The 13,562-nt window shown below is 61.5% G+C and carries 15 protein-coding genes; 6 read left to right on the forward strand and 9 right to left on the reverse strand.

Going from position 1 to position 13,562, the window contains the following annotated elements; translation table 11 throughout:
* Window positions 1-168: 168 nt before the first annotated feature.
* Both AABA48_RS15890 and AABA48_RS15895 read left to right on the forward strand, forming a co-directional pair.
* Window positions 169-2,019, forward strand: coding sequence for a sensor histidine kinase (locus AABA48_RS15890; RefSeq protein WP_338270713.1), 1,851 nt, complete (start codon window positions 169-171; stop codon window positions 2,017-2,019).
* Window positions 2,020-2,124: 105 nt separating this feature from the next.
* A complete protein-coding gene (locus tag AABA48_RS15895; protein ID WP_324309362.1) occupies window positions 2,125-2,562 on the forward strand; it encodes a hemerythrin family protein in 438 nt (145 codons plus the stop codon).
* 87 nt (window positions 2,563-2,649) lie between these two features.
* Here the strand turns inward: AABA48_RS15895 and AABA48_RS15900 are convergent, their stop codons facing one another.
* From AABA48_RS15900 to AABA48_RS15935, 8 genes are all read right to left on the reverse strand, one after another.
* The gene (locus AABA48_RS15900; protein WP_286351260.1) at window positions 2,650-2,940 is read right to left on the reverse strand and encodes a putative quinol monooxygenase; all 291 of its coding nucleotides are present in this window, start codon (window positions 2,938-2,940) and stop codon (window positions 2,650-2,652) included.
* Window positions 2,941-2,942: 2 nt separating this feature from the next.
* Window positions 2,943-3,137, reverse strand: a complete 195-nt coding sequence (locus AABA48_RS15905; protein WP_045667889.1) for a hypothetical protein — start codon at window positions 3,135-3,137, stop codon at window positions 2,943-2,945.
* Window positions 3,134-3,703, reverse strand: coding sequence for a flavin reductase family protein (locus AABA48_RS15910; RefSeq protein ID WP_286351261.1), 570 nt, complete (start codon window positions 3,701-3,703; stop codon window positions 3,134-3,136). The genes AABA48_RS15905 and AABA48_RS15910 overlap by 4 nt, the downstream gene beginning before the upstream one ends.
* Window positions 3,704-3,891: 188 nt before the next feature.
* Window positions 3,892-4,359, reverse strand: coding sequence for a universal stress protein (locus AABA48_RS15915; protein WP_286351262.1), 468 nt, complete (start codon window positions 4,357-4,359; stop codon window positions 3,892-3,894).
* 60 nt (window positions 4,360-4,419) lie between these two features.
* Window positions 4,420-6,186, reverse strand: a complete 1,767-nt coding sequence (locus tag AABA48_RS15920; RefSeq protein WP_324309363.1) for a cation:proton antiporter — start codon at window positions 6,184-6,186, stop codon at window positions 4,420-4,422.
* A 393-nt stretch (window positions 6,187-6,579) separates the two neighbouring features.
* Complete coding sequence (locus AABA48_RS15925; RefSeq protein ID WP_286351264.1) at window positions 6,580-6,873, reverse strand: hypothetical protein; 294 nt, start codon at window positions 6,871-6,873, stop codon at window positions 6,580-6,582.
* Window positions 6,874-6,964: 91 nt separating this feature from the next.
* On the reverse strand, window positions 6,965-7,123 hold the full coding sequence (locus AABA48_RS15930) for a hypothetical protein (RefSeq protein WP_286351265.1): 159 nt from the start codon (window positions 7,121-7,123) through the stop codon (window positions 6,965-6,967).
* 58 nt (window positions 7,124-7,181) lie between these two features.
* The gene (locus AABA48_RS15935; RefSeq protein WP_338270714.1) at window positions 7,182-8,084 is read right to left on the reverse strand and encodes an AEC family transporter; all 903 of its coding nucleotides are present in this window, start codon (window positions 8,082-8,084) and stop codon (window positions 7,182-7,184) included.
* Between the two features lie 393 nt (window positions 8,085-8,477).
* Here AABA48_RS15935 and AABA48_RS15940 point away from each other — a divergent pair, with 393 nt between their 5' ends.
* The 4 genes from AABA48_RS15940 (at window position 8,478) to AABA48_RS15955 (ending at window position 11,623) form a co-directional block, all read left to right on the forward strand.
* Entirely contained in the window at window positions 8,478-9,401 is a 924-nt protein-coding gene (locus AABA48_RS15940; protein WP_338270715.1) for a LysR family transcriptional regulator, read from the forward strand.
* A 355-nt stretch (window positions 9,402-9,756) separates the two neighbouring features.
* Window positions 9,757-10,482 (forward strand): GntR family transcriptional regulator, encoded by a 726-nt coding sequence (locus AABA48_RS15945; protein WP_286351268.1) that lies wholly within the window; start codon window positions 9,757-9,759, stop codon window positions 10,480-10,482.
* A complete protein-coding gene (locus AABA48_RS15950) occupies window positions 10,479-11,312 on the forward strand; it encodes a sulfite exporter TauE/SafE family protein (RefSeq protein WP_039647798.1) in 834 nt (277 codons plus the stop codon). Before AABA48_RS15945 ends, AABA48_RS15950 begins: the two co-directional genes overlap by 4 nt.
* A 32-nt stretch (window positions 11,313-11,344) precedes the next feature.
* The gene (locus AABA48_RS15955; protein WP_286351269.1) at window positions 11,345-11,623 is read left to right on the forward strand and encodes a DUF1634 domain-containing protein; all 279 of its coding nucleotides are present in this window, start codon (window positions 11,345-11,347) and stop codon (window positions 11,621-11,623) included.
* A gap of 103 nt (window positions 11,624-11,726) precedes the next feature.
* On the opposite strand, the gene glmS is transcribed toward AABA48_RS15955, so the two are convergent.
* Entirely contained in the window at window positions 11,727-13,556 is a 1,830-nt protein-coding gene (glmS, locus tag AABA48_RS15960; RefSeq protein ID WP_286351270.1) for a glutamine--fructose-6-phosphate transaminase (isomerizing), read from the reverse strand.
* Window positions 13,557-13,562: the final 6 nt, after the last annotated feature.

Raw genomic sequence — 13,562 nt, forward strand, 5'->3', positions numbered from 1 at the left:
ACTGACGACGTTATTTCGGATATTTACTGTCGTTGAGTGCCTATCCCTTTGTTCATACCGCGGAAAACCCTGCAGTACCCGTCCCAACCTTGCCCATGTCCTTTGACATGCATGCCCCGCTTCCGACCCCGGAGCGGGGTGATCCGGCAAAACACAGGAGGAAGGAGCATGGCCGGCAGCAATCAGAATGTAGCGTTGCGGATTACTGCGATCTATGCGCTCGTCGGCGTGTCATGGATTCTCTTTTCCGATTGGCTGCTCTATCTTGCGGTTGGCGACCCTCATCTCCTCACGCGACTCCAGATGGGCAAGGGATGGGTGTACGTGGCCGCGACCGCCATGCTTCTCTACTGGCTCGTCCACCGGGATACGGCGCAGATCAGTCGCTCCGAGGAAGATCTCCGGGTGCGGAATGAGGAACTGACCGTGGCCGAGGAGGAACTCCGGCAACAAAACGAAGAACTGATCGTGGCCGAGGAAGAACTTCGGCAGCAGCTGACCGAGAACTATGAAAGCCAGAAAAAATTGTTCGAGTCACATCAGGCAATGGCGGCCATCCTCCAGGCGTCGCCGGTAGCCATCGTGGCACTTGACCGGGAAGACAAGGTCGTGGTGTGGAATCGTGCCGCCGAGCGCCTCTTCGGCTGGCTTGAGGGGGAGGTGAGGGGGACGCCCTTTTCCCTGCTCCACCCTGACGACGCGAAAGATGGCGAGCGGGTCTGCGCAAGCGCCTGCCAGGAGGCGGTCCTGCACGATATCGAAGGCGTGCGCATGAAGAAAAACGGACAACTGATAAGTGTCAGCATATCCACTGCCCCGCTGCACGACCCTGCCGGGCTGAACGCCGGCATGATCGCGATGTTCACCGACATCACCGACCGCAAGTCTGCGGCTGAAAATCTCAGGAAAAGCAACGAAAAGTATGTCGAACTGGTCAATGCCATCAGCGGCATCGTCTGGGAGCTTGACGTCGAGAGTTTTTGTTTCACGTTCGTCAGCCAACGGTCCAAGGATATCCTGGGCTATCCCGCCGAGGCATGGCTGGCCGAACCTGGTTTCTGGGAGCGCTGCATCCACCCCGAGGACCGCGCGTGGGTGCTTGCCGCCTGCCGCACGGCGCATGGCGAGGGAACCGGCCATGAGTTGGAGTATCGGGGACTCGCCGCCGATGGCCACATTATCTGGCTGCGGAACTCATTCGTGGTTGTCGAGGACACGAACGGCCACGTAAAGCTCCGCGGGGTCATGACCGATATCAGCCGGAGAAAGAACGCCGAGGATGAACTGTCCAGACTCAATGCCGAGCTCGAACAGCGGGTGGCGCAGCGAACGTCGGAGTTGGCGGCGCTCAACCGGGAACTGGAAGCCTTCAGCTATACGGTTTCCCACGATTTGCGGGCCCCCCTGCGCCACATCGAAGGGTTCGGCAGGGCTCTTCTGGAGGATTACTACGAGGCCTTTAACGATACGGGCAAATTACACCTGACCCGGCTCTGTTCGGCAGCCAGAAAGATGGGGCAACTGATCGACGATCTGCTCCGCTTTGCCATGGTCAGCAAGGGGGAAGTCAACCGGCGTCCCACCAATCTCAGCACGATCGCGCATGGCATTGTGCAGGATCTGATGCTGTCCCGGCCGGAGCGCGCGGTTGAATTCAGGATAACCGACGGGATCGAGGTGAACGGCGATCCCCGGCTGCTGCAGGTCGTTATGGAAAATCTCCTCAGTAATGCATGGAAATACACGGGGAAGCGGCAGGATGCCGTTATAGAGTTCGGCGTGGGCGAGGATCGGGGGCGAACGGTCTTCTTTGTCAGGGACAACGGTGTTGGCTTTGCCAATGAACATGCCGAAAAAATCTTCAAGCCGTTCCTGAGGCTCCACAGCGCGGAGGACTATGAGGGATCGGGCGTTGGTCTGGCAACGGTGCGCCGTATCGTGGAGTGCCATGGAGGGCGTGTGTGGGCGGAGGGTCGGGAAGGGCAGGGCGCCGTGTTCTTCTTTACCCTGGACAGCTGAAGAAATGTTTCGCGCGGAAGCGATTGGCCCGGTTCGTGCTAAAATAACCCGCAACAACCATCCTGATTAACTAGTATAGTGTACAGGGTTTGGAAAGGGGTGGGCATGGGAACAGCGGATTCAAGCGCGTCAAACAGTAGCAAAGCACCTCAGAAGTTCATTGTCTGGCAGGACAGCTACAGTGTCGGCGTCCCGAAGCTCGATGGCCAGCACAAAAAGATCATTGATCTCATCAATGAGGTGTACGACTATCTGCAGGGCAGGACGGGGCTGCTCGATCTGGGCCGCATTCTCGATGACTTGTCCACCTACACCCAGAACCACTTCGCCGATGAGGAGCAACTCCTCCGCCTGGCAAAGTATCCCGAGTATGAGGAACACAAAAAGCACCATGACTGGATGATGCAGCGTACCCGCTCAATCCGCTCGGAGTATCGTGAAAAGCGCGAAGATCTCTCCTGGGAACTGATGGATTTCCTCAAAAAGTGGTGGCTGAACCATATCCAGTCCAACGACGCACGCTATGTCCCTTACGTGAAGTGACCCGGAGCAGCGCAAGCCGGTGCAGGTTCGCCCGCGGCCCGCGCCGGAGGACAATCTCCGCCGGTTCGTCAAGCGGCCTGCTGCTTCTCAGGGCAGCTCCGACAGCCTGCGGACGGTCTTGTCGGCGATCATCCCTTCGACCGCGGCGAGGTATGCCCGGAAGTGGTCGGACCCCAGGTGCCGTTCCAGGCAGTCCGGGCTCTCCCAGTTCTCGTAGAAGATGAACAGGGCCGGGTCATCCCCATCCTGATGCAGCCGGTATTCCAGGCAGCCTTCCTCCTGACGGGTTTCCGCCACCAGTTTCAGAAGTTCGACCCTGACCGCGTCGACCGCCTCTTCCCGTGCCCGTACCTCTGCTAGTACCGTTACCGTCGGCATCGCTACCCTCTCCTCTCATGGGCCTTTTTTCCGTGAACCCGCTCATAGGCCTTGCAGAACGGGCAGATGTCCTGCTCGACATTCCGCACGAATGCAAAGACGACCCCTTGCTGGTGATAGCGGGCATGAAGGCAGACCGGGCACAATTCGCAGACCTTTGCGAGGGCCTTGTCCAGTGCGGAAACCTCAGGCGTCATAGTAGCTTCTTCCCTGCGGAGAAGGCCTTGCCAACCAGTTGTCCAACCGCGTGATACCCCTTGTGGGCGGTGTCATAGACCAGCGGGCGGATCTTGAGGATGTCGGGGAGCCCGTCCTCGCCCAGGATGGCCTCGTCCGCCTTCACGTCGACGATCTCGCCGATGAACTGGGTGTGTATCCCCAGCTCCAGGGTATGCAGCAACCGGCACTCCAGCACCAGCGGAAACTCCGCCGCATAGGGCGCGTCAACATGTTCGCCGGCCACGTGGGTCAGGCCGGCCGCGGCAAATTTGTCGACATCACGGCCGGAGGCAATGCCGACATAGTCCGCTGCCACCATTGTGGCTTCGTTGGCGATGCCAACCGTGAATGCCTTGCGCTGAACGATGTTGTCGTAGGTAAGCCGTGATTTGCGCACGGATACCGTAACGCACGGCGGGTCGGAACAGCAGATGCCGCCCCAGGCCGCATTCATCAGGTTCGGCGTGCCTGTGGGGCCATAGGTTCCAACCATCAGGACGGGGGTGGGGACGAGCAGTGTTCTGGCACCGAGTGATTGTTTCATGGGATCTCCAGTCAGGGATTTCGAAAACGTTCGATTCGCTCTCCAACGGGCGACGCCGGGGGGCGAGTCCCGTTGCGGACAGAATATAACTCGGACCGGCAACGACAAGGAATACTTTTTATCCGGACCGAACCGCTCTGGTTGCTCTGGGAAGAGTCGTTGCTCCGGGAGCGACAAGCGAAGCCCGTTCAGACCGCTGGGTCCGGCTGATCGGGCGAACGGCGTATGATCTCCACGGAGCAGGGCGCGTGAAGGGCAACGGCCAGGGATACGGAGCCGAGGAAAAAGCGCTTGAGCGCCCCGGATCCCTGGGAACCGACAACGATCAGGTCCGCACACCATCGTTCGGCTTCGTCCAGAATGGCATTCTTGGGCCGGCCTTCCAGCAGCACGGGCGTGACGTGCAGGTCGGGTGTCCGTTGCTGCAGGGTTTTGGCCACGTCCTTCAAGCGTTTGGCCGCCTCCCACCCCTGTTGCTCGAAGATCTCGTCGTTGGTCAGGGGGATATGCGAAGAGCTGCGCAAGGGGAGTGATTCCAGCGGGGAAAGCACGGTCACGACGCGGACTTCGCTTGCGGTCGGCCAGGGCCTGCGGCATACCTCTGCAACGGCAGCGTCGCTGCCCGGTGAACCATCTACTGCAAGAAGAATTCTCATTCCGTTACCTCCAGTCATAGTGCCGGGAAATCCGTGTCATCGTTCGGGGCTGTCCCGGCGTCAGTGGTTCGTGGCGAGTGGTTTCATGCCCCGCGTCCCGCCGAGGAGCTCCGACCGGACCCGCTCCCGTTCGCGGTCGATCTGCTCGGGCGTGGCGCCGAGTTTGTTGAGCATGTGCTCGGTCATGTTGAGCGCTATCTCGCCCTCTCCCGAGAAGACCGCATCGGCCCCAGCGCGGCGCAGGGCCGGGATATCCCTCAGATAGGCCGCGCGGGCGATGATGCGCAGGTTGGGATTGAACTCCCGTGCCAGGCGGATGGCCTCGTCGCTTCCCTGCATCCCCGCCGAGGTCAGAATGAAGGCAACCGCACTCTCCACCCCCGCCCCCTTCAGTGTTTCCTCGCGCGTGGCATCCCCGTAAATGGCCGATATGCCGTCGGCGTTGAGCTGGCGGACCGTGTGCAGGTTCATCTCGATAATGACCGGGTCAATCCCGTTTTCACTGAGCAGACGGGCCAGAGTTCTGCCCGTGGGGCCGTATCCCACCACGATTGCCCTGTCCCGGGACGTGGGCACATGGCTGCCCGCGTCTTCGGCACTCCCTGTGGTGCGCGACTTTGCCCGTTCGTCGAGCATGCGCCAGAGCCGCCAGTGTCGGGCCTTTTTCTCCAGCGGCCCGATGAGCCGGTACAGCAGTGGGTTGAGGCTGATGGAGATGATCGCCGCGGCAACGAGCGTGTTGGCTCCCCCCTCGCCGAGGACACCCAGGTCCTTGCCGACTGTGGCCAGGATGAATGAGAATTCCCCGATCTGCGCCAGGGCGACGGCAATGGACAGCGCAACGCGCGGCGCATAGCCGAGGACGAGAACGATCACCAGCGCGGCCAGCGGTTTGCCCACCAGGATGATCACGAGGGTGGCAAGCACGAGGCCGGGCTCCTCCATGAGGTATGAGGGGGTGAAGAGCATCCCCACCGAGACGAAAAAGAGGACCGCGAAGGCATCCCGCATCGGCAGCGCTTCCGATGCGGCACGGAAGCTGAAATCGGACTGCCGGACCACCATGCCTGCCAGAAATGCCCCGAGCGCCATGGATACGCCGAAGAGTTTGGCGGAGCCCACGGCAATCCCCAGGGCGAGCACCAGTACGGTCAGGGTGAACAGCTCCCGCGAGCGCGTGGCCGCCACGTGCCACAGGAGGCGGGGGATGAGGCGGCTCCCGACGAAGAAGGTCAGGGCGACGAGGAGGGCTATCTTGACCACGGAGAGCCCGATGGCGAGGGGGAGGCTGTCCGAGCCGGCCACGCCGGAGCCGAAAAAGATGGGCAGGATCACCAGCAGGAAAACGGTGAAGATATCCTCCACCACAAGCCACCCCACGGAGATGTGGCCGGTGGGGGTGTGCAGCTCATTGTTGTCCACCAGTACGCGGAGAAGCACGACCGTGCTCGCAACCGACACGGCAAAGCCGAAGACGATACCCGCCGACCAGCTCCAGCCGAGCCATCGTGCCAGCAGGCAACTCAGCAAGGTGGCTACGGCACTCTGGCACACCGCGCCGGGAATGGCCACGCGCCGCACGTTGAACAGTTCTTTGACGTGAAACTGGAGTCCCACGCCGAACATCAGGAGGATGACGCCGATTTCGGCGAATTGTTCAGCCATCCCCTGGTCGGCGACGAATCCCGGCGTGTGGGTTCCGACGGCAATGCCCGCCAGAAGATATCCGACAATCGACGACATTCCCATGCGATGAGTCAGATACCCCAGGAGCAGCGCCGCGGTGAAGCTCCCCGTGATGGTCATGATGAGTCCAAGGTCGTGCATATGTTCTAAATTCCTCCTCCCGGCGGCCTGTTGGGCCGAAGCCGGTTGTGCCGGGCTTATTCGATGCGTTGTCTCTGCCGTACCTTGTCTCCTGTTTCAAACGGTCGGATTAGTCGCAAAACCGTTGACCTGGTGCCAAAGAGTAATAGCCCCACAAAGGGCAAAGGGGCAGACGCGAAACACGTCTCCACCACAGGTCTGGAGCTACGGGGCGGCCACCGGCGCGGTGAGCGGCGTGATCGCAGAGCGCGAGAATGCTCCGGTCAAAGACCTTCGGCGGGGCCTGTGAAGGTCCTCGTCCGGGGTGCAGAGGTCAGAACATCTCGACCCGTCGGTCAGAGAATTGTCGGCAATCGTAAGGGTGGCAGTTGGATGGTGTTGTTCTGTGAAAAGCTATGAAAGACTGCACCGGGCGGGTGGGGCCCGGGTGAAGACGATCGATGCGGTAAGGGATGCCAGCGGGCGCGTGTCCTGATGGCCATTCAAAAGGAATGATACCGGGCTGTGAAACTCGAAGAGACGCTGGCCCAGGACTGCGATCTGGGCATGCTTGAGGATCGTCGAATGGACCGTAGCGCCCTGTGACTTGCTGATGGCGCACTTCTGCTGGAGGGAACAGCCATGCTCTAGAAAACCCGAACTGGCGATCCCGTTGAGGGCGAGAACAACGAAGATCGTGGCGATCACCGAAATCCGCAGGGTCCTACCCGAGAATTTTTTCAGCCCCGTTTGCATATGAGGAACATAGTACATAGTTGCCGGCTGATACAAGATAAAGTTATGCGCCAACTCTGCGGGGTGTCCCGCGCAGCCCCCGGTGGGAGTCTCGTTTCCCCCGCGTGAGGCCGGTCCGGCAGTGGTTGCTGTTGAGCCATTCCCGATGGCGTCGGGTCATGTCGGCCGGCTGGAACGCCGGGGCCGTGGTGGTTATTTCCATGGGGGCAGGGGTCTCCGTTCCGCCAATGATTTTTGTACCGCACTATCGCTCACGTTTTTTACAGACTTACCAGCCAGAAGAGCGCCGGCAGCGACCCGAAGGAGCAGAGGATGCCGATCCCGACCAGTGCGATGGCGAGCTCCGCCTCCATTCCCGCAACCACTGCCAGGGCCCCGGCGGTTACCATCGGCGGCATGCCCGCCTCCACGACCGAAACCCCCACTGCCATGCCGTCAATGTCGATCAGGCGGCATGCCACAAGAACTGCCAGCGGGGCGGCGAGCATCTTGATGCCGAGACCGATGCCGACCGGCGCCGCGAGATGGGGGGACAGCTTCAGCCGGAGTTGCAGGCCGATGGCCGTCATTACCACCGGCACCAGCGGCAGCGCCAAGTAGCGGAGCGCAATGGACAGGCCGTCCGGATAGGGCCACGACTTGAGCGCGAGCCCGGCGGCCAGGGCCAGGGAAGGCGGGAAGAGGAGCATCTTGCGGACCACGGCTGAAACGGACAGGACTCCATTCTGGCCGTAGAGGGAAAGGATGAAGGAGCCGTAGGTGGCGAAGATCATCATGGTCCCGATCTGGTCGTAGACGATCAGGTGGGGCAGGCCGTCGGCGCCGAAAAATGCCCGGATGATCGGCACCCCCAGAAAGGAAGTGTTCCCCAGGGGAACGATGAGGAGCAGCACCCCAACGACTGGGCGCGGCCATTGCCAGATACGCGCCCCGAGCAGCACCAGTCCCACGGAAAGCGCCAGTAGCGCCCAGGGAATGACCGCCGTCGTCACCGCATCCCGGGTGAAGGCGATCTTGGGGGCGTTGAGGAGGATGAGCGCCGGCAGGCAGACGTTGATGGCTATCTTGTTGAGCACGAAAGGGGTGTTTTCCGGCAGCGACTTGAACCGCCTCAGGAGAATCCCCAGCGAAATGAAGGCTCCGATTATGAAAAAGTTGTGCATGGTTTCTCCCGGCACAGACTATCCGGATCGTCCGTGCCCATCGTCGTTTAAACGCCACGGCCCAATGCACGTTCTGGTATGGTGCCAACCCATTAGCGCCAGTCTTCGGGTGCGTGACGGACGGGTGCTCCGCCTTCGATCAAGCCGTGCCATACGACGGGAAAGCTCGGCAGAAGCGGTTGCACATATCTCAGGGGGAGATGGGCGCCGAAACTCCCGCCGCATACGATGAGGCATTGGGCACGAAATGTCCCGCGCCCCTGGTGAATGCTCGGAGGCACCTGCCTCATGTGGCTGTTGTCAGATATTAATCAAGATACCAGTGGTCAAAATATAAATGAAATATATAATATTTATGAAATGCATAACGTATATTTATAGAAAGGCTTTGTAATGGATATCCGTCAACTGCAGTTCTTCGTCGCAATCGTCAGGCACGGCAGCTTCACCAGGGCCGCGGAGCGGCTGCGCGTGGCCCAGCCGGCCGTGAGCATGGCCATGAAGAGGCTTGAGGAGGAACTTGACCTTGTGCTCTTCAACCGGCAGGAGCGGAAAGTGTCCCTGACCGCCGAAGGCGAGATCTTTCTGCGGCATGCGGAGAAGATCCTGGAGGAAGTGACGTCGACGGAAGCGGAAATGGAGGAGTTGCGCGGTCTTGCCAAGGGGGAGGTGCGGGTGGGGATCCCCCCCATGATGAGTGCCTACTTTTTCCCGCAAATCATCCGGGACTTCTCCAGCCGCTACCCGGAGCTGCACTTGAGCGTGTCCGGCGAAGGAGCTTCAAAGATCCAGAAGATGATCCTCGATGGGGAGCTCGACATGGGGGTCATCGCCGGCGCGAGTTTTCCCGACACGCTCGAGTTGCGGAGATTCCTGAGGGAAGAGGTGATCGTCTGCGTACCCAAGAACCACCCCCTGGCGGAGATGGAGTGTCTGCCGCTGCAGGAGTTCGCTCGGCATCCCCTGATCTTCTACAAGGAAGGGTACTACCTGCGAGAGCTCGTTTTTGACGTCATGAGAGGGGTGGGGCTCAATCCGGCCATAAGGTTCGAGACGAATCTCTACACCCTGGTCAAGTCGCTCATTCGGAAAGGAATGGGCATTTCGGTCTTCTTGAGGATGGTGGTCGAGGAAGACGACGATCTGAAGGCGATCCCCCTGGACCCGCCCCTGTACCTGGATCTCCAGATCGCCTGGAAAAAGTACGGTTATCTGTCGCGGGCAAACCGTGCTTTTGTTGACTTCCTGCTGGAGCAGAGAGCCAGGCTGCATCAGCCGGCCGGTTCGTGTCCCGTGCGGTTGGTTCCTGCTGATTGAAGATGGCTTCCCACGTACCCCCCCCTCTTGCCTTTTCGACCCATTTCCTCTTAGGCCCGGCTCCTTGGTAGGCGGCCATCGACACGATACGCGGCGCCGTGTTGTCGGCAAGGTGGTGCAGGCTGGAGCGTTTCATGATCCAAGCCTAACGTACTACACTCGTGTGGCACAGTGACAAATAACTCGAGATAATTCAGCCACACTCCCCGGGCGATGCCGGACTGTGCCCGCGGCGACTGTCACTGGTCGATTTGAGATCAGGCCTTGTCCTCATGGGTGAAGTGATGTTATGTTGTTATGACAACATGATTTTAAAGCCAAGAAGGATATGCCCGTGCTGGATCCGGAAAGTCGCATGCCGTTGTACCATCAAGTCGAGAGTCATCTCCGGGAGGTCATCAAGAGTGGCAAATGGCAGGCCGGCGAAGCGATTCCTCCCGAAAGGCTGCTGATCGAGCAGTACGGGGTCAGCCGTATCACGATCCGCCAAGCCCTGGCAAATCTCGTGGCAGCAGGGTTGCTCTACCGGAAGCATGGGCGGGGGACCTTTGTGGCCGGCGCGAAAGAGCGGCCCATTACCGAGTCGCTGGCCAACCTGACAGGTCACCTGGAAGAGTTGCAGCTGCGCGGACTCGATCCCCGGGTCAGGGTGCTGGCGCTGGAGACCCGGCCCATGACCGCCGAAGTGGCGGAGGCCCTTCAGCGGCGCCCCGGCGCTCAGGGGTGGTACCTGTACCGGATCGTTACGGTGGAGCGGCAGCCACTGATGCTTTCTACTGTCTGGCTTCCCTGCGACCTGGGGGTAGAGCTGAACGAGGAAATCCTGAAACAGCACGGCATGGCGCTGCTGCTGACCCACAACGGCATCCCCCCTCTGCGCGGCAGCCAGCGGATCGGCGCCATGAGTGCCGGTCCGGAAGAGGCGCGCCTGCTGGGGGTCCGGGCCGGAGAAGCGGTATTGCGTGTCAGCAGGGTCATCCACGGCGCTGCCGACCGTCCGCTCGTGTGGTTCAGGACACTCTACCGCGCTGACCGCTACGAATACGAAGTCGAATTGAAGAGAGGCAGGTCCCACGCATGATCATGACCACGCTGGAGATATTCCTGATCGCGATAGCGGCCGGTATTGCCGGCTCCATCCTGGGCCTGGGCGGAGGAATCATCATCGTGCCTGCCCTGACCCTGCTGTTCGGCGTGCCGATACGCACAGCCGTGGCGGCCTCGACGGTGTCCATCATTGCCACTTCAACCGGTGCGGCCGTGGCCTACCTGAACGACCGGCTGTCCAATGTGAGGGTCGCCATGTGGCTGGAGATGGGGACCGCCACCGGCGCGCTGACCGGGGCGCTGGTGGCCGGCTACCTCAACCAGCGCGTGCTGTTCCTGATGTTTGGCGTGCTGCTGGCCTATTCCGGCTACAACATGTTCAAGGCCCGCAAGGCCGAATTGCCGGGCGAGGTGCTGCCCGACAAGGTATCGCAGCGGCTTGGCCTTGCCGGCTCCTACCACGACCATGTCCTCAATGCCCGCGTTGACTACCAGGTGACCAGGAGCATCCCCGGCCTGATCATCATGTATTTTTCGGGGGCCGCGGCCGGCCTTATGGGAATCGGCGCCGGTATCTTCAAGGTGCCGGCAATGGACCAGGTGATGCGCATGCCGTTCAAGGCCTCGACCGCCACCTCCAACTTCATGATCGGGGTAACGGCGGCCTCCGGCGCGGTGGTCTACTTTGTCCGGGGCGATGTGAACCCGTTGATTGCGGGGCCGGTGGTGCTGGGGGTCCTGCTGGGAGCGCTGGTGGGGGCCCGGCTGATGGTCAGGATGAAAACGACCACCATCCGCAAGCTCTTCATCCCGCTGATCATCTACACGGCCGTCATGATGATGTACAAGGGGGTCAGTCCGTGACAAGTCCGAACCAGTCGGAAAACGAGGGCATTGTGCCGATAGAACTGATCCTGGCCCGCCTGCTGCGCATCGGTTCGATCATCGCCGCCATCCTGCTGACAATCGGTATTGCGGCCATGCTGCTGACAGGGGCCGCCTATGCGCCACGGTTCATCACGGCCGGCCTGGTCGTGCTCCTGGCAACGCCGATCATGCGGGTGCTGGTGGCCGGACTGGTCTTTTTCCGCGAGCGGGATTGGCTCTTTACCCTGTTCTGCCTGGTCGTGCTCTGCTCACTCGCTGCGGGCGTCTTGCTCGGGCAGGTTGGATAGGGCACCGGTTTCAATACCATCAACAAAAAAAGGGGCCGAAAGGCCCCTTTTGCGTTACTACTCGTGCCGCTTGGCAGCAAACGACATCACAGCCGTCGCTCGCCTATTCCACCGTAACCGATTTCGCCAGGTTCCGCGGCTGGTCCACGTCGGTCCCCTTGAGGACCGCCACGTGGTAGGCCAGGAGCTGAAGCGGCACCGAGAGGATGATCGGGGCCAGTTCCTCGCCGTCGGTGGGCACCTCCAGGGTTACCTCGGCCTTTTTCGCGATCTCCCCGTCGCCGGCGGAGCAGATGGCGATGACCCGGCCGCCCCGGGCGATGACCTCTTCCATGTTGGAGAGGACCTTCTCGTAGGTGCTGTTTTTCGGCACGAGGACCACCACCGGCATGTTCTCGTCGATGAGGGCGATGGGACCGTGCTTCATCTCGCCGGCCGGATAGCCCTCGGCGTGGATGTAGGAAATCTCCTTGAGCTTCAGGGCGCCTTCCAGGGCGATGGGATAGTTCATGCCCCGCCCCAGGTAGAGGAAGTCGCGGGCGTTCATGTAGCGCCGGGCGATCCGCTCCACCTGCTCGTTGGTCTCCAGGGCCTGCTCCAGGAGCGTCGGTACCTTGAGCAGGCCGGCGATCATGGTGCGCCCCTGCTCGCAGTCGATGGTGCCGACGGCCCGGCCAAGGCGTATGGTGAAGAGGTAGAGGGCCACCAGCTGGGTGACGAAGGCCTTGGTGGAAGCCACCCCGATCTCGGGTCCGGCATGGGTGTAGAGCACGCCGTGGGCTTCCCGGGCGATGGAGGAATCCACCACGTTGCAGATGGCGGCGGTCACGGCGCCCCGGGCCTTGGCCTCCCGGAGGGCGGCCAGGGTGTCGGCGGTCTCGCCGGATTGGGAGATGACCAGCAGCAGCGTCTTCGAGTCGATGACCGGGTTGCGGTAGCGGAACTCGGAGGCGATGTCCACCTCCACCGGGATGCGGCAGTGCTCCTCCATGAGGAACTTGCCCACGAGTGCCGAATGCCAGGAGGTGCCGCAGGCCACGATGCAGATCCGTCCGATTCCCCGCAACTGCTCGTCGGAGAGCTTCATCTCCTCGAGCCGCACGTCCCCCTGCTCCTCCAGCAACCGGCCGGTGATGGTGTCCTGGACCGCCCGGGGCTGCTCGAAGATTTCCTTGAGCATGAAGTGCTTGTACCCACCCTTTTCAGCCATGAGGGGGGACCAGTCGATGTGGCGCGATTTTTTGTCAAGGGGCGCGCCGGCCACGGTGGAAAAGGTGGGGTGGCCGTCCCGGAAGACAACCATCTCGCCGTCCTCCATGAAGACCATCTCCCGGGTGTGGGAGAGGATGGCGGGAATGTCCGAGGCGACGAAAAATTCCCCCTCGCCCAGGCCGACCACCATGGGGGAGCCCTGCTTGGCGGCGATGAGCACGCCGGGCTCCCGCTCGCAGAGGATGCAGAGGGCATAGGCGCCGCGGACCTCGGTCAGGGCCTCCCGGACCGCCCGCTCGAAGTCGCCCGTGCCCGCGAACTTGTCGTCGATCAGATGGGCGATGACTTCAGTGTCCGTGTCGCTGTTGAAAACCCGGCCGTTTGTCACGAGCCGCTGCTTCAGCTCCAGGTAGTTTTCGATGATGCCGTTGTGCACCACGATGATGGAGCCGGCCTGGTGGGGGTGGGCGTTGCGCTCCGAAGGGGGGCCGTGGGTCGCCCACCGGGTGTGGCCGATGCCGATGCGGCCCGCCAGGGGAGTGCTCTGGATGAGCCTCTCAAGGTTGATGAGTTTTCCTTCGCTGCGGCGCTTGTCCGCCTTCCCTTCCAGAAGGGTGCAGATTCCCGCCGAGTCGTAGCCCCGGTATTCGAGCCGCTTGAGCCCGTCGAGGATGATGGGGGTTGCTTCCTGAGCGCCGATATAGCCGACTATTCCGCACATAGATCA

It is taken from the genome of Geobacter sp. 60473, from assembly GCF_036323535.1.
In the GTDB taxonomy this organism is placed as follows: Bacteria; Desulfobacterota; Desulfuromonadia; order Geobacterales; family Geobacteraceae; genus Geobacter; species Geobacter sulfurreducens.